This window comes from Streptomyces celluloflavus (assembly GCA_000720995.1).
Lineage (GTDB): Bacteria > Actinomycetota > Actinomycetes > Streptomycetales > Streptomycetaceae > Streptomyces > Streptomyces celluloflavus.
Map to the genome: position 1 here is coordinate 1 of JOEL01000026.1, position 15,646 is coordinate 15,646.

A 15,646-nucleotide genomic window follows, 5' to 3' on the forward strand; every position below is an offset into this window, starting at 1 on the left:
GGTGGGTCGGGCTGGGGTGGGGGGAGGCGTACGGGAACCGGTTGGCGACCTTGACGCAGCAGGTGGTGTGGGCCGAGGAGTACGCGCGGGCCAGGGCTCCGGGGCGGGTGGGGCACATCGGGGAGAATCTGCTGGCGCCGACGTTGATCGCCTACGGGGACGAGGCGCAGAAGCGGCGGTTCCTGCCGGCCGTCGCGCGCGGTGAAGAGCTGTGGTGCCAGGGCTACAGCGAGCCGGAGGCGGGGTCGGATCTGGCCGGGCTGCGGACGGTCGCGGTGCGCGACGGCGCGGACTACCGGGTCAGCGGGCAGAAGATCTGGACCTCGCTGGCGGTGGAGGCCGACTGGTGCTTCGTGCTGGCGCGGACGGATCGGGGCGCGCGGCGGCACCGGGGGCTGTCGTTCCTGCTGGTGGCGATGGACCAGCCGGGGCGGATCGAGGTGCGGCCGATCCGGCAGCTGTCGGGGACGGCGGAGTTCAACGAGGTGTTCTTCGACGGAGCGGTGGCGCGGGCCGGGCACCTGGTCGGCGGGGAGGGAGCCGGCTGGCGGGTGGCGATGGGGCTGCTGGCCCAGGAACGCGGGGTGTCCACCCTCGTCCAGCAGATCGGGTTCGCGGCGGAGCTGGGCGAGGTGGTCGAGACGGCGGTGCGGGGCGGGGCGGTGCGTGATCCGGTACTGCGCGAGCAACTCGTACGGCAGTGGGCCGAGTTGAAGGTCATGCGGTGGAACGCGCTGCGGACCCTGGGCGCGGCCGGCGACGCGGGCGCGCCGAGCGTGGCGAAGCTGCTGTGGGGCGGCTGGCATCAGCGTCTCGGGGAGCTGGCGATGCGGGTGCGCGGGGCCGCGGCCGCGGTGGGGCCCGCCGACTGGAGCGCGCGGGCGCCGTACGAACTGGACGCGTGGCAGCGGCTGTTCCTGTTCACCCGGGCCGACACCATCTACGGCGGCTCGGACGAGATCCAGCGCAACATCATCGCCGAGCGGGTGCTCGGCCTCCCCCGACAGGAGCGGTCATGAGAGGCGTCATATTCGACGGCGAACAGCCCCGGGTCGTGGACGACCTGGAGGTACGGGATCCGGGCCCCGGGGAGGTGCTGGTCGCGATCCGGGCGGCCGGGCTGTGCCACAGCGATCTGTCGGTGATCGACGGGACCATTCCGTTCCCGGTGCCGGTGGTGCTGGGGCACGAGGGGGCGGGGGTGGTCGAGGCCGTCGGGGCGGGTGTCGGGCATGTGGCGCCCGGGGACCATGTGGCGCTGTCCACCCTGGCCAGCTGCGGGGCGTGCGCGGAGTGCGACCGGGGACGGCCGACGATGTGCCGGAAGGCGATCGGGATGCCGGGCAAGCCGTTCCGGCGGGGGGCGACGGAGCTGTTCCAGTTTGCGTCGAACTCGGCGTTCGCGGAGCGTACGGTCGTCAAGGCGGTGCAGGCGGTGAAGATCGCCGAGGACATTCCGCCGGCCTCGGCCGCACTGATCGGGTGCGGGGTGCTGACCGGTGTCGGGGCGGTGCTCAACCGGGCGAAGGTGGCGCACGGGGACTCGGTCGTGGTGATCGGGGCCGGCGGGATCGGGCTCAATGTCCTTCAGGGGGCGCGGATCGCGGGGGCCTCGGTGATCGTCGCGGTGGACGCCAACCCCGCGAAGGAGGCGGTGGCGCGGCGGTTCGGGGCGACGCACTTCGTCGACGCGTCGGCGGTGCCGGACACCGTCAAGGCCGTCAAGGAGATCCTGCCGACCGGCGCCGACCACGCCTTCGAATGCGTGGGCAGCACCCGGCTGATCCGGCAGGCGGTCGAGCTGCTGGACCGGCACGGCCAGGCGGTGCTGCTGGGCGTGCCGCCGGCCACCGCGGAGGCATCGTTCCTGGTGTCGTCGATGTATCTGGACAAGTCGATCCTGGGCTGCCGTTACGGATCCTCCCGGCCGCAGCGGGACATCGCGCTGTACGCCCGGCTGTACCGCGAGGGGCGGCTGCTCCTGGACGAGCTGGTGACCGAGACCTATCCGGTGGAGGACTTCGCGAAGGCGGCGGAGGACGCGCGGCAGGGGCGGGTGGCGCGGGGCGTGCTGACGTTCACGTAGCGGCGGGGGCGCCCGCCGGCCCGATCCGCTGGCCCGATCCGTGCGAAGCCTGACCTTCCGGCCACTCGTTCCGGCCGGTGCGTCGGCCGAAGCTGCTCTGGTGACACAGACACCTGAACTGCCCACAGCGGAGCCGACGGCCGGGACGGAGGCCGGCGCGGCGACCGGGGCGACCAGTGCGTGCGCCGTCCCCGCCCCGCGTCGGCGGCGCCCGCACCGGGCATGGTCGGTGGCCGCCGTCACCTTCCTCACCCTCATCGGCGCGGCCGGTTTCGCCTCGCTGCCGGGTCTGTTCATCGACCCGCTGCACGGTGAATTCCGCTGGTCGCGGGGGACCATCGGCTTCGCGGTGTCGGTGAACCTCGCGCTGTACGGGCTGACGGCGCCGTTCGCCGCGGCCCTGATGGACCGCTTCGGCATCCGGCGGGTGGTCGCCGCCGCGCTGACCGTGATCGCGGTCGGCTCCGGGCTGACCGTCTTCATGACCAGCAGCTGGCAACTCGTCCTGTACTGGGGCGTGCTGGTCGGGCTGGGCAGCGGTTCGATGGCGCTGGCGTTCGCGGCGACGGTCACCGGCCGCTGGTTCACCGAGCGGCGCGGGCTGGTCACCGGCATCCTCACCGCGGCCGGCGCCTCCGGCCAGCTCGTCTTCCTCCCGCTGCTGTCCTGGATCGTCGCCGGGCACGGCTGGCGCCCCGCCGCGGTGACGGTCACGCTCGCCGCACTGGCCGTCGTCCCCCTGGTGTGGCTGCTGCTGCGGGACCACCCGGCGGACGTGGGCGTCGCGCCGTACGGGGCAACGGAGTTCGTCCCCAAGCCGCCGCCGCAGCGGGGCGCGGCCCGGCGAGCCCTGCGGGCGCTGGTCTCGGCGGCCCGTACGGGTCCGTTCTGGCTGCTGGCCGGTACCTTCGCGATCTGCGGCGCCACGACGAACGGCCTGGTCAAGACCCATTTCGTCCCCGCGGCCCACGACCATGGCATGCCGATGACGGCGGCCGCCTCGCTGCTCGCGGTGATCGGTGTCTTCGACATCGTCGGGACGATCGCCTCGGGCTGGTTCACCGACCGCTTCGACACCCGCCGGCTGCTCGCCGTCTACTACGGCCTGCGCGGTCTGTCGCTGATGTTCCTGCCGCTGCTGCTCGCGGACTCCGTCCACCCGCCGATGGTCTTCTTCATCGTCTTCTACGGGCTGGACTGGGTCGCGACCGTACCGCCGACCATCGCCCTGTGCCGTGCGTACTACGGCGAGGACAGCGCGATCGTCTTCGGCTGGGTCCTCGCCGCCCATCAGGTGGGCGCCGCCGTCATCGCCTTCCTGGGCGGCCTCGCCCGGGACGCCTTCGGCACCTACGACCCCGTCTGGTACGCCTCCGGCGCCCTCTGCGCACTCGCGGCCCTGATGGCTCTGGTCATCCGGGGGCGGGAGGGGGTGGCGGGGGCGGGCGTGGCATGAGGGGCGGCGTCCTGGCCAGCACCCTTGTCGCCCTTCCTGTGCGGTGCGGCGCGGGGTGCGCTCGGTAGGTATGGAGCGGTGGGTGCGACCCGGTGCGGATCCGGTGTGTACGGGCCGGTACGGATACGGCTCCGGTGTGTACGACCCGGTGTGGCTACCGCAGCGGGCACGCGTAATCGGGACGCGCGTGGTGCGGGCTACAGGCGATGAGGCTGAGCGAGAGGAAGCGGCCACCGGTCACCCACCACCCGCCGACCCGGTCCGCACCGGCGGACAGGGCCCGTACGGTCTCCTCGGGTGCCGGGACCGGCGCGTACGAACCGGCGAAGAGGCCGGCGTGGAGCGCGATCTGTCCGGCGTACCAGTCGGCTGCCTCCGTCGGCTCGTGGAACGTCGCCTCGATCCGCGAGGCCGGCTTCAGCAGCCAGTCCGCGCACTCCAGCGGCATCACCTGGGCGGAGCGGAACTCCGGGTGGGCCGGGCGCCGATGAGCGTCGCCCGGCCGCACGAGGATGTCGCCGTGGCCGAGCCAGAGGTAGGCGTGGTGATGGGGCCTTGCCATCGTTCTCCCTGCCGGGAAGGGGCGGCCCCGGCCACCGAGGCATTGGGGCCGCCCGGTTCATGGACTGGAACTGCCGCTACGAGAACTGCTGGCGGCCGCAACCATCGCCGTCACCGCAGCCTCCGTTGGGGCTGCCGCCCTCGTCGTTGTCCTCGTCGCCGCCGTACTTGACCGGGTCGAGGCGGTATCGCATGGTGCTCTCCTCGGTGCCGAAGGGCGCACGGACTGTCCGCGCGCCGTCGTGCACTTGCGAAGGCCCCCTTGTGGGCCCGCCCGCTCCGGCCGAGTCCTGCCAGGGAATGGCGGCCGGGGCGGGAGTCCGAAGAGCCGGTGGCGGTCTGATGGATTGCCGTCCGCCGTCCCGCCATCCCGCTGCTCAGGGCAGAACGCTAGGGAGGTGGTGTGCGTGGGGGCCAGGGGTGTGCAGATTTGTGCAGGGGGTGCTGTCTTGGCTGGTGGTGGCTTATTCATGTGGTTGACCAGCCATCACCTGTCCACGACAGTGGTGCACACAACTGCACGAACATCGAGGGAGGCTGGACATGCCCTTACTGTTCATCGGGATCGACCCGAATACCGGGGACGGCGAGAGCCCCACTGTGTGGGTGGACCAGGAGAAGCAGGAGCTCGTCCTCCAAGGGTGGAAGCCGAGTCCTGAAGTCGAAGCGGAATGCGGCGCGTTCCACGTCCCCGGGCACGCCGAGGGGATCCCGGAACACGAGGCCGTCATCCGTATCCCCGCCAGAATGGCGCACATGATCAGGGAGGCATGCGATGCCGTCGAGCGTCCCCACATTCGATGAGCTGATGTCCAAGTGCACGCGCTCCGCAGTGCACTTGGAGATGCGCGACACCTACGCCGTCGACTACGAGAAGGGGCCGTTCGCTGAGTGGAAGGGCGGCTTCCGACACGACCCCGCCGACCGGCAGTCGTGGTGGCGGCCGTGGCTCGACCTGATTCAGGAAACGGTGTCCCGTGGCATCGTCGTGCGGCGGGCACGCATCGTCTCCGAACCTGTCAGCGAGTACACCCGGTTCCTCTACGACGGCACCTTCACCAACGTCGCTGCGGGTGAGCAGGTGCGGTGGCTGCCTCGCCGCCGGGCCTCCGACATCGCCTTGCCGGGCAATGACTTCTGGCTGTTCGACGAGCAATGGGTCCGCTGGAATCATTTCACCGGTGAGGGCGCCTCGGGCGGCGGGGAGGTCTCCGACGATCCGGCTGCCGTGAAGCTGTGCGCTGACGCCTTTGAAACTGTATGGTCGCGGGCCACCCCCCACGACCAGCACGAGATCCACTAGCAGAAAGCGCCGAACCAGCCAGCTCATGCCCGTCTCCCCGTCCTCTTCGGCCCAGGCCGCCCGCGAGTCCGTCGCGCTGCGGCTGCGTGACCTCCGCAAGGGGGCCGGGCTGACAGTCACCGAGCTGGCTGACCGGTGTGGCTGGCACCACGCGAAGACGTCCCGCATCGAGAACGCCCGCACTGCGCCCTCCGCCAGGGACATCAGGCTGTGGTGCCGTGCCTGTCAGGCGGATGGGCAGGCGGATGGCCTGATCGCCCAATCGCTGAACGCCGAGTCGATGTACACGGAGTGGCGCCACCAGATACGCAACGGCCTGAAGCAGTTGCAGAGCCAATCGTTGCAGTTCTTCCGTGACACCCGGCTGTTCCGTGTCTACTCCTCCACCCTCGTACCCGGACTGCTACAGACCGAGGGCTATGCGGCTGCGGTGCTGGGTACGATCGCCGATTTCCGCGAACTCCCCTTTGACGACAGTGCGGAGGCCGCGCGGGCGCGGGTCGAACGCTCCCGCGTGATCCACGAGCCAGGGCACCGGTTCGTGCTGCTCGTCGAAGAAGCGGCGCTGTATTACCAAATCGGGGACACCGACGCGATGGCCGCGCAGCTGGGCTACCTGCTGACGGCCGGCGCCCTGCCGTCCGTGTCGCTCGGCGTCATCCCGATGGCGACGCGCGAGCGGGTGCAGTGGCCGCGCGAGACGTTCCACGTATACGACGACACCCTCGTGTCGATCGAGCTGGTGTCCGCGCGCGTCAGGATCACCCAGCCCTCCGAGATCGCCCTGTACCTCAAGGCGTTCGAGCAACTGCGGAGCATGGCCGTCTACGGTGCGGAAGCGCGGGCGCTCATTCTGAAGGCACTTGAGGCACTGAGCTGAACCGCGCACGGCAATGGAGCCCCGGTCTTGCATGGGGGCTCCATTGTGCCGTCGCCGTCTGAGCTCAGGAGGTGGTGAAGTCGCCGGTCTTCAACGTCTCCGTGAACGAGGTCCAGGCGTGGGCGCCGAAGACCAGTTGGGGGCCGGTGGGGTTCTTGCTGTCGCGTACGGGCATGACGCCGGGGAAGCCGTCGGCGACCTCGACGCAGTTGCCGCCGGTGCCGCTGTAGCTGCTCTTTCGCCAAGTGGCGGTTTCAAGATTGGGGGTGCTCATCCCTGGTTACCTCTCTAACGTCATTGCTGCTACATACTTTCCCGTACCTGGGCGATCACGTCGAGGCTGTCCCCAGGGCTCAGGGCGATTGACCGGAGCGAGTCAAAGATGAGCGTATATTCCGCCGTCTCCTCCTGGGTCTCCATGTAGAGCGTCCCGGTGCGGTGCTCCACACACACGACATCGGAGTAGGTGGGGTTCGGGAAGCCGAACAGCACGAACGAACCGGACAGTCCTGCGTGTGCCCCTGCCCGGTCAGGGATGACCTGAACTTCAACGGAGGGGTACCCGGCCATGGTCTCCAAGTGGTCCAGCTGCTTGCGCATCGTCTGGCGTCCTCCTACCTGGAGCCGTAGCGCCGCCTCCGTCTCGATCACGCAGACGCGCGGCGGATCGGTGCGATTCAGCAGTTCCTGACGCTTTATGCGCGACTCCACCAACGCCTCGATCTCCTTGTCGCCAAGGGTCGATGGCGGAGCGGAGAGCACAGCCCGCGCGTAGTCAGGGGTCTGCAACAGTCCCGTGATGAGGTTGCTCTCGTACGACCGGATGTAGTCGGCCGTCTTCTCGTAGTCGATGAAGTCCGTGAACGACGGGCGCGCGAGCCCCGCACGCTGCACCCACCCCGGCTCTCGGCTGCGTCGGGCCAGCGACACCATGTCGTCAACCAGGCTGGTGTCGCCATCGACCTCGTAGAACGTCATCAAGTCGCGCAGCTCGCCGAGAGAGATTCCCAGGCGCGCGTTCTCAATTCTGTTGATCTTTGTCCGATGGCATCCGATGCGCTCGGCCGCTTCCTCCGGGCTCTTCCCCGCCTGCTCCCGGAATTCGAGCAGCTTCGCAGCAAGGCGGCGCCGTCGAACTGTTGGACGTGCTCCAGCCATGAGTACCCCTCTGAATGTGATTCGCCAGCGAAACGGTAGCCGCCGCAAAAGATCATGGAACAAGTCCCACTTGGACGGTTGCGGATTGGCTGCGTCCGGAGCACTCTAGTCCGCAGTCACTCAACGCCTCAAGGCTTTGAACGCAAAGTGACTTTGATGCTCCGTCATGCGCTCCAAGGGGATAGCTATGTCCACACGCGCCCGACCCGTAGCAACACGACTCGCATCCGTACCGCCGTCGGCTGTGGCCTACCGCATGCGCAGTGACGATCGGAGCGCGGGGTGGGCCCGTAAGGCGCTTCGTCATCAGCTCCAGGTGTGGCACCTCGGCGACGAACTTGCCTGCGACGCCCAGCTGTTGCTGTCCGAGATGGTCACCAACGCCGTGCAGGCGCAGGGATCCGCTCCCGCAGAAGTCGGCGTCCGGTTCGCGCTGCTGGCGGGACGCCTGTGGTTGGAGGTGCGGGACGCGAGCGACGGAGAACCCGTGATGAACGAGGCTGAGGAGGACGAGGAATGTGGGCGTGGCTTGTTGCTGGTGGACGCCTTGGCAAGTGGCTGGGGCGTGGTGAGGGACAGCACCGGAAAGACCGTTTGGGTCGAACTGACTCTCCCCGACGTCCCGGAGCCGCCCCGGATTCCGTCTGCGGTGCGGCGCCGTCCATGAGGGGGTCGGTGCGCGTGGCCTATCGGGCGGAGGTCACGGCCCGGTATCCGTACGGGGCCCCTGTTGACCTCGGAGGCTGGGTGTCGTACTCGCCGGGTCGTGCGGTGGGCTGGATCCGTAAGCGGGCGGAGCAGGTGGCGCAGCAACTGGGCGCTCCGTACGACCGTGGGGTGCGGGCGTGGCTGGATGACGCGGTCGAGTGCCAGTGGGCGGTGGACGCGCTTGCGGCAGGAACTCCGGTCTCGCTCACGGCAGTTGACGCGGAGGGATGTGCTTACGTCCTTGTCGCCAGGCCGTGCAAGGTCACCCGCATGACGGGTCTCCGTACGCAGACCGGTCAGGGGGCGGCGGCATGGCACGCGGTGTAACGCCGACGCCGGTATCGGCATCGGCCCTGGTCACTCCTGGCTTCTGGTGTGAGCGGTACGTGTATCGGTCCGTCCACGCGGAGGTCCTCGCCTCCTGGACGACGGTCTCCACGCGCAGCCCCATCCGCGCCGTACGGCACATCGGCGCGGACGCCCGGCAGATGGCCTCCGGACTTGCCGACCGCGAACAGCGGCGTGTGCTGGGCAGGGTGGCGGGCGACGAGAGGCACATTGTCGGCGCCGTGGCCGCGCTCGACCGTGGTGAACCCTGTGGCCTGGCCCTCGACTGTGCCGGGACCTGGGTGGAATGGTCGGCCCGGCCCGTCCTCTTCCTCCCACTCGTCAGCCGAACAGGACCGCACTGTGCGTACGCAGCCGATCCGCCGGGAGGCTTCGGCGCACCCTTGGTGCCGATGGACGGCTTCCTGGGGTGAGGTCAGGGCGGTGATGGGGCGGGGAAGAGAGGCCACGACAGGGCGTGGCCTCCGTGGGCCGGTGCGCCGCATGCGCGTCGGCCACTTCTTCCCGGGCCCGCCGCCGTACTGATTGCGACGCGAGGTGGGGCCCTCCGCCAGCGGAAGGCCCCACATCAACACCCCGGACAGCCGAGGTCCAGCAGCGGTCGTGCACCCCCGGGAACCCTGGGGCTCCGGGTTCCCAGGGCCCCCGGACAGACAACTAGCGGGACTTCCCCTCCTGCCCGCCCGTCGTGTGGCAGGTCAGGTCCTTGGCCGGGAGTTTGCCCGTGGTCAGGTAGGCCGTGGCGCTCTTGTCCGCGCAGGAGTTGGCGACGCCGTAGATGGTGTGGCCCTCGCCGCCGGCGACGGTGACCATCCGGGAGCCGTGCAGGGCGCGGTGCATGCTCCGGGCGCCGGGCAGGGGGGTCTGGGGGTCCCACCGGTTCTGCAGGATCAGTGCGCTGACCTGGTTGTTCACCGTTGTCGCGGGCTCGCTGCCCGGCTTCCAGAAGGCGCACGGCTTGATGTTGGCGGCGAAATCGCCGTACAGCGGATACCGGGCCTTGTCGCGGATCGCGTTGCGGCGGTACTGCTCGGGGTCGTGCGACCAGGGGAGGGTGTCGGAGCACAGGACGGCCCAGGCGCTCGCGGCGTCATTGTCCGCGGGGACGGCACGGCCGGAGGCCGGCGGGACGGGGTCCGGGGCCCGCTCGGGTGTGCCGGACGGGGCCGGTTTCGTGCCCTCGGCCGCCTTCTTCAGTTCGGCGACCTTTTCGGCGGCTCGCTGCACGTGGAAGAACTCGGGGCGCAGTTCGGAGCGGAGGTCGTCACCGGTGAGGGGGCGCCCGCCGGAGTCGATGGGCTTGCGGTCGGCCTGGGCGATCAGATTCCAGAAGGTCTTGCGGACCTCGGCCGGAGTCTTGCCCAGGTGGTACGTCGTGTGCCGCTCGGCGGTCCATTCGCTCCATCGCGCGAAGGCGGGCTCGGCGCCCTCCGCCATCGCCTGGAACATGCCGCGCCAGGCCCGCGCGGGGTCGGCCGCGCTGTCCAGTACGAACCGGTCGGCCCGTTGGGGGAACAGCTGCGTGTAGACGGCGCCGAGGTAGGTGCCGTAGGAGTACCCCAGGTAGGAGATCTTCTTCTCGCCCAGCACGGCGCGGATGACGTCCATATCGCGAGCGGTGTTGCGGGTGGTGATGTGCCGCAGCTTGTCACCCTGCTTGGCCTCGCATTTGGCGGCCACCGTACGTGCCCGTTCCACATCCTTGGCGAATGTCTCGGCCTTGTAAGGGCGCTCGTAGTTCTGTTCGTCGTCGGTCAGACCGCAGCTGACCGGAGAGCTCTGGCCGACGCCCCTGGGGTCGAAGCCGATGAGGTCGTACTGATTCTTCACCTCCTTGGGGAGTGCCAATTCCGGGGCGACGGGCAAATCCAGGCCCTGCCCACCGGGGCCGCCGGGGTTGAGCAGCAGAACGCCGCGGCGTTCCGTTGCGCTGCTCGCCTTCAGCCGGGATATCGCGATGTCGATCTTCTTGCCGCCGGGGTCGCTGTAGTCCAGCGGCACCTTGAGCGTCGCGCACTGAAAGGTGGCGGGGTTCTTCGCGTCGCACCGCTGCCACCGGGGATTCTGCTGCGTGTACTGCCGCAACGGGGCCTCGGCCGCGGCGGAATGAGATGCGGCGAAGGTCGTTGCGGGGGTAAGCGCCGAAAGGCAAGTCGCCGCGGCGCCGACGGCCAGAAGAGATGCTGTTCTTCCGTTTCGCATTATTTTGTGCTCGTCCTTGTTGGGGAGAGGCGACAGGTTTTTCCGCCCTTTTGTGCGCGGGAGGTTGGCGAGGCCGTCGAGGAATGGAATTCGCCCGCCGCCGAGAAGCCGTTGGGCCGGTTGCGCGGATGGTGCGCCGTGGCCGGGGTCGTTACCGGCTGTGCCGCCGGGCGCCGGTCAGTTTCCGGCGAGGTGCTGGCGGACGCACTGCGTGTATTGCTGGAGGCTGTCAGGCCGGTAGCACTCCTGCGTCTTGTTGGCGTACCAGACCATGAAGAAGGCGACCAGGACGGACACCACGATGGCGAGGAACGACATCACCACGCCGGTGAGGGAAATGCCCCGGCCGACGCCGGTCCGCTTGGCCGTCCGCATGGCGACCACGCCCAGGATCAGACCGATGACGCCGAGCGCGCCGCCGACGAAGACGATCGAGGTCATCAGGCTGACGATGCCCAGCACCATGGCGGCCACGGCCAGGCCGTTCCTGCCGGCCGGCGGACGCGTGCCGCAGCCGGGGCCCTGGGGGCGGGGGGCATACGGATCCGCCCCGGCGGCCCGAGCCGATGCCGTCCGAGCCGATGCCGTCTGAGCCGATGCGGTCCGAGTCGGCGTCGGCGTTGACGCTGCCCGAGTCGGCGCCGTCTCAGCCGGTGCCGTCTGATGCGGCGGTGTCTCTGTCCCTTGCGTATTCATCTGCCGTCCTCCCGTGAAACTGGGCAGGACACGATCATGGTTTCCGGGGGCTCGGGTGCGCATCGCGGGAAGGCGGGAAAAGTCGCTCCCTCGATCGGGGGAGGCCGCCGATGGGCTATCCGGCCATACTGGCTCATTATGTTCAGGGGAATCCGGCCGCTGCTGCGCGGCACCACGTATTCGGGTGTGCTGTTCGCCTATTGCGGTGCGTTGGCGAGCATTCCACTGCTGCCTTTCGCGCAGCTGCCGGTGCTGGCGTGGCGATCCGCTCCGGAGGGAGTGCAGATCGTTCTGATCCTGCTGGTCTGGGCGGCACTGATCGGCGCGGTCGGGCTGGCCCGCACCACGCGGCGGGTGCTGATCGTGTGCGCCCGTCGCCTGCTGGGGGTGCCGCTGCCGGATCCGGTGGCCGTACGCCGGCCCGTGAGCTCGCTCGGCGCCGGGCCGGCCCCCGTCACGCCGAGCCCCGCCGTCCCGTCCGGCGCCGACCGCTGGCGGACTCCTCTCTGGCTGCTGCTGCACGTGGCGCTGGGGTGGACGGGGGCGCTGGTCAGCGGGGTGCTGATCCTCGCGGGCCTGACCCTGCCGGGGGACTGGCTCGGCGCCGAGGCGGGGCTGAATCTGTTCGGCTGGTCGGCGCGGGTGACGGGTGGCTGGGGCAGCTGGGCGGTGGCGCTCGGCTGTGTGCTGCTGGCGGTGGCCGTGTGCGTGGTGGTGGCGAGCGCGCTGCGGTGGCTGGCGCCGCGGCTGCTGGGGCCGTCGTCGGCCGAGCGGCTCGCGCTGGCGGCCGAGCGGGAGCTGCTGCTGGCCGAACGCAACCGGCTGGCCCACGAGCTGCACGATTCGATCGGGCACACGCTGACGGCGACCACGATCCAGGCGGCGGTGGCGGGCGAGGTGCTCTCCGCCGACCCGGTGGCGGCGCGGGCCGCCCTGCGCAGCATCGAGGAGTCGACCCGGGCGGCGCTGGAGGACCTGGACTACGTGCTGGGCGTGCTGCGCGAGGAGAAGGCGGAGGCGGCGCCGGTCCGGACCCTGGCCGATCTGCCCGAGCTGCTGGACCGGTTGCGGCACGCGGGCGCGGTGGTGGAGCCGGAGCTGTCGGGCGAGCTGGCGCAGGTGCAGGGGACGCTCTCCCGGGCGGCGTACCGGATCTTGCAGGAGGGGCTGACGAACGCGCTGCGGCACGGGGCGGGCGGTCCGATCGAGGTCCGGGTGGCGGCCGCGCCGGACGGACTGGAGCTCGTGGTGGCCAACCGGACCGGGGACGGTACGAGCGCGGGGACGGGTGCGGGCGCCTTCCCGACGTCCGGGCACGGCCTGCCCGGTCTGGCCGAGCGGGTGCGGCTGCTGCACGGTGAGATCGAGGTCGGCCCGGACGGGCCCCGGCACTGGCGGTTGGCGGTCCGGCTGCCGGTACGGTTGTCGGCATGATCGGCTCCGACGCGAGCGATACCGTCACGACCAGCCCTGATGCGAGTGAGGCAGTCATGACCAGCCCTGACGCGAGCCCGGCCGTCAGGACCGGCGTCGGCACCGGCCCCGCCACCACCAGCCCCACCAGCCCGACCGGCACCCCCGTCACCCTCCTGATCGCGGACGATGATGAGGTGACCCGCAGCGGTCTGCGCACATTGCTCGCGGCGCAGCCGGGGATCGCGGTGATCGGGGAGGCCGCCGACGGCGTCGAGGCGGTCGAGCAGGGGCGGCGGCTGCGGCCGGACGTGGTCCTGATGGATGTGCGGATGCCGCGATGCAACGGGATCGAGGCCACCCGGCAACTGCTGGCCGAGTCGGCCGGACCGCCGAAGGTCGTGGTGATCACCACCTTCGAGAACGACGGCTATGTGACCGCGGCGCTCAGCGCGGGGGCCAGCGGGTTCGTGCTCAAGCGGCTTCCGGTCCGGCAGATCGCGGAGGCGGTGCGGGTGGTGGCGGCGGGGGAGGCGATCCTCTTCCCGGCGGCCCTGCGCCGGATGGTCGCCGCCCGCCCGCTGGGCTCCGCCGAGGCGCTGCCGAGGGCGGCGCTGACGGGACGGGAGGAGGAGGTGCTGCGGTTGATGGCCACCGGCCTGTCCAACCCGGAGATCGCCGAGTCGCTCACGGTGAGCCTGGAGACGGTGAAGACCCACGTCGGGAACGTGCTGACCAAGCTAGGCGCGCAGAACCGGACCCACGCGGTGGTGATCGCGTACGAGTCCGGTCTGGTGGTGCCGGGGTTCGCCGGATGATGCAGCCTGAGGTGGGCTGACGGCCGGACGCGGGCCCAGACCGCGATTCGTGCCTCCCGTTAGACGGCGCCGACCCGGACTCCCCGGCGACGGATGAGCCGGCTCACGCGCCCGGACGCCGACAGCGGACGAGGGCGGCGGCGCCGCCCGTCCCCTTACCCTTCACCCGTCGAAGCGGCCGAAGGCGCCCCGGTGGAAGAGGAGCGGGCCGCGGGCCGCGGCAGTGGCATCCGTGCCGAGGGCCTCGACGCGGCCGACCACGATCAGGTGGTCGCCGCCGGTGTGGACGGCCTCGATCGTGCAGTCGACCCAGGCGGGTACGTCCACCAGCCGCGGTGAACCGGTCGCGGGGGCCGCCACGTAGGGGACACCGGCGAACTTGTCGCCGCCGCTGACCGCGAAGCCGCGGCACAGCTCGTCCTGTCCGGCGCCGAGGATGTTGACGCAGAAGACACCGGCGCGGGCGATCCGCGGCCAAGTGGTGGATGTACGGGCCACCAGGAAGGTGACCAGCGGCGGGTCGAGGGAGAGCGAGGCGAACGACTGGCAGGCGAAGCCGGCCGGGCCCGACTCCCCGGGGGCGGTGATGACGGTGACGCCGCTGGCGAAGTGCCCCAGGACGGCGCGGAACGTGGCCTGGTCCACGGGGGCGCGTTCGTCCTCGCGTACGGCGCGCAGGGCCGGGCGGGGCGGTACGGACGAGGGGGTGGTGGCCGGTGTGGCGGACGTGGTCGGCGCGCCGACCGAGCGCAGGTACCGCACGGCGGTGGCCGCCATTCCAGCGTGTCCCATCATGCATTCATTGAATCTGATGGAGCGTCAGATGGGAAGGGCGGCGATGTGCTGGGGATGCGCTGTGCTCCGTCCCGTCCCGTTGCGCTCCGTTCCGCTCATCGTCCCCGGTACGTCGGTCGGCGGCGGGCCGCGAAGGCGCTGATCCCCTCCTGGGCGTCCGCCGTGGTCATGTTGATCTCCTGGGCGGCGGCCTCGGCGGCGAAGGCGGTCGCCCGGTCGGCGTCGAGGGAGGCGTTGACCAGCTGTTTGGTGAGGGCGAGCGCCCGCGTCGGGCCGGCCGCCAGCCGCTCGGCCCACTCCCTGGCGGCTGCCGGCAGTTCGCCGTCCGGGACGACCCGGTTGACCAGCCCCAGCCGCTCGGCCTCGGCGGCCGGTACCGCGTCACCGAAGAACATCAGCTCCTTGGCGCGCTGCGGACCGACCAGCCGCGGCAGCAGGTAGGCGCCGCCACCGTCCGGGACCAGGCCGCGGCGCGCGAACACTTCGATGAACCGCGCCGATTCGGCGGCCAGCACCAGATCGCAGGCGAACGCGAGATGGGCGCCGATACCGGCTGCGGTGCCGTTGACGGCGGCGAGCACCGGCTTCTCGCAGTCCAGTACCGCGGCGATGAACCGCTGGGCGCCGCGCCGGATCAGCCGGGCCACATCGCCCGCGACCCGGTCGCCGGCCGGTGGCGAACCGCGCAGATCGGCACCGGCGCAGAAGCCCTTGCCGGACGCGGTGATCACCACGGCCCGTACCGCCGGGTCGGCCGACGCGTCCGCGAGCAGGCCGATGATGCGTTCGCGCTGGTCCCAGGTGACGGCGTTCAGCGCCGCCGGCCGGTTGAGCGTGATCCACGAGACGCCGTTGTCAGTGGCATGGAGTACCAATGAATCAACGGAAGGGACCGGATCGGCCGGGGCGGTGGATTCGGAGGGGGCGGAGCGATCGGAGGGATCAGAGGGGTTGGCCGAGCCGGTGAGGTCGGTGGGGTCGGCGGAAGTGGTGTGGTGTTCCCGGGCGTCGGGCCGTCCGGGGGAAGCGGGGGAGGGTGTCATGGGAGGGCGGCTCCAGAGGCTGTGGTCGTTACGGCTGTGGCTGTTACGGCTGTGGCTGTTACGGCTGTGGTTGCGGCGCGAGTGGCGAGGACGGCACGGCCGGTGTGACGGGTGCGACCGATGCGACCGACGTGGGTGGTGCGGCTGGTACGGCCCGTGCGACCCACATGACCCGCGTG

General features: G+C 70.6%; 17 protein-coding genes. 10 read left to right on the forward strand and 7 right to left on the reverse strand.

Annotation, left to right across the window (positions count from 1 at the left end):
• The 3 genes from IH09_RS22455 to IH09_RS22465 form a co-directional block, all read left to right on the forward strand.
• Positions 1-1,019: acyl-CoA dehydrogenase family protein (locus IH09_RS22455; protein ID WP_052859239.1), on the forward strand; the 1,019-nt coding region annotated here is incomplete at its 5' end.
• On the forward strand, positions 1,016-2,086 hold the full coding sequence (locus IH09_RS22460; protein WP_052859240.1) for a Zn-dependent alcohol dehydrogenase: 1,071 nt from the start codon (positions 1,016-1,018) through the stop codon (positions 2,084-2,086). The genes IH09_RS22455 and IH09_RS22460, both read left to right, overlap by 4 nt.
• A 100-nt stretch (positions 2,087-2,186) precedes the next feature.
• On the forward strand, positions 2,187-3,542 hold the full coding sequence (locus IH09_RS22465) for an MFS transporter (RefSeq protein ID WP_110952511.1): 1,356 nt from the start codon (positions 2,187-2,189) through the stop codon (positions 3,540-3,542).
• A gap of 154 nt (positions 3,543-3,696) precedes the next feature.
• Here IH09_RS22465 and IH09_RS22470 read toward each other — a convergent pair whose 3' ends face one another.
• Positions 3,697-4,104: a hypothetical protein gene (locus tag IH09_RS22470; protein WP_052859241.1), complete on the reverse strand. Its 408-nt coding sequence runs from the start codon at positions 4,102-4,104 to the stop codon at positions 3,697-3,699.
• Between the two features lie 542 nt (positions 4,105-4,646).
• Here IH09_RS22470 and IH09_RS22475 point away from each other — a divergent pair.
• Genes IH09_RS22475 through IH09_RS22485 form a run of 3 tightly spaced genes read left to right on the forward strand, consistent with a single transcriptional unit; the run spans position 4,647 to position 6,286 of the window.
• Positions 4,647-4,907, forward strand: coding sequence for a hypothetical protein (locus tag IH09_RS22475; RefSeq protein WP_052859242.1), 261 nt, complete (start codon positions 4,647-4,649; stop codon positions 4,905-4,907).
• Positions 4,879-5,406 carry a DUF6879 family protein gene (locus IH09_RS22480; RefSeq protein ID WP_052859243.1) on the forward strand — a complete coding sequence of 176 codons (528 nt, stop codon included), beginning with the start codon at positions 4,879-4,881 and terminating at the stop codon, positions 5,404-5,406. Before IH09_RS22475 ends, IH09_RS22480 begins: the two co-directional genes overlap by 29 nt.
• 25 nt (positions 5,407-5,431) lie before the next feature.
• Positions 5,432-6,286, forward strand: coding sequence for a helix-turn-helix domain-containing protein (locus IH09_RS22485; protein WP_052859248.1), 855 nt, complete (start codon positions 5,432-5,434; stop codon positions 6,284-6,286).
• A gap of 64 nt (positions 6,287-6,350) precedes the next feature.
• On the opposite strand, the gene IH09_RS22490 is transcribed toward IH09_RS22485, so the two are convergent.
• The gene (locus IH09_RS22490) at positions 6,351-6,560 is read right to left on the reverse strand and encodes a DUF397 domain-containing protein (protein WP_052859250.1); all 210 of its coding nucleotides are present in this window, start codon (positions 6,558-6,560) and stop codon (positions 6,351-6,353) included.
• Between the two features lie 29 nt (positions 6,561-6,589).
• A complete protein-coding gene (locus tag IH09_RS22495) occupies positions 6,590-7,444 on the reverse strand; it encodes a helix-turn-helix domain-containing protein (protein ID WP_052859252.1) in 855 nt (284 codons plus the stop codon).
• A 256-nt stretch (positions 7,445-7,700) separates the two neighbouring features.
• On the opposite strand from IH09_RS22495, the gene IH09_RS22500 reads away from it, so the two are divergent.
• Both IH09_RS22500 and IH09_RS22510 read left to right on the forward strand, forming a co-directional pair.
• Entirely contained in the window at positions 7,701-8,111 is a 411-nt protein-coding gene (locus tag IH09_RS22500; RefSeq protein WP_052859316.1) for an ATP-binding protein, read from the forward strand.
• 427 nt (positions 8,112-8,538) lie between these two features.
• Complete coding sequence (locus IH09_RS22510) at positions 8,539-8,913, forward strand: hypothetical protein (protein ID WP_318279518.1); 375 nt, start codon at positions 8,539-8,541, stop codon at positions 8,911-8,913.
• Between the two features lie 244 nt (positions 8,914-9,157).
• Here IH09_RS22510 and IH09_RS22515 read toward each other — a convergent pair whose 3' ends face one another.
• Both IH09_RS22515 and IH09_RS22520 read right to left on the reverse strand, forming a co-directional pair.
• Complete coding sequence (locus IH09_RS22515) at positions 9,158-10,585, reverse strand: alpha/beta hydrolase (protein ID WP_404827275.1); 1,428 nt, start codon at positions 10,583-10,585, stop codon at positions 9,158-9,160.
• Between the two features lie 294 nt (positions 10,586-10,879).
• Positions 10,880-11,167, reverse strand: coding sequence for a DUF4190 domain-containing protein (locus IH09_RS22520; protein WP_205379298.1), 288 nt, complete (start codon positions 11,165-11,167; stop codon positions 10,880-10,882).
• 369 nt (positions 11,168-11,536) lie between these two features.
• On the opposite strand from IH09_RS22520, the gene IH09_RS22525 reads away from it, so the two are divergent.
• Together IH09_RS22525 and IH09_RS22530 are read left to right on the forward strand one after the other, a co-directional pair.
• Positions 11,537-12,832, forward strand: coding sequence for a sensor histidine kinase (locus tag IH09_RS22525; RefSeq protein ID WP_052859262.1), 1,296 nt, complete (start codon positions 11,537-11,539; stop codon positions 12,830-12,832).
• A 56-nt stretch (positions 12,833-12,888) separates the two neighbouring features.
• Positions 12,889-13,629, forward strand: a complete 741-nt coding sequence (locus tag IH09_RS22530; RefSeq protein WP_240150536.1) for a response regulator transcription factor — start codon at positions 12,889-12,891, stop codon at positions 13,627-13,629.
• A gap of 162 nt (positions 13,630-13,791) precedes the next feature.
• Here the strand turns inward: IH09_RS22530 and IH09_RS22535 are convergent, their stop codons facing one another.
• Both IH09_RS22535 and IH09_RS22540 read right to left on the reverse strand, forming a co-directional pair.
• Positions 13,792-14,424, reverse strand: a complete 633-nt coding sequence (locus tag IH09_RS22535; protein WP_240150537.1) for a flavin reductase family protein — start codon at positions 14,422-14,424, stop codon at positions 13,792-13,794.
• A gap of 95 nt (positions 14,425-14,519) precedes the next feature.
• Positions 14,520-15,467 (reverse strand): enoyl-CoA hydratase/isomerase family protein, encoded by a 948-nt coding sequence (locus IH09_RS22540; protein ID WP_110952513.1) that lies wholly within the window; start codon positions 15,465-15,467, stop codon positions 14,520-14,522.
• Positions 15,468-15,646 lie beyond the last annotated feature (179 nt).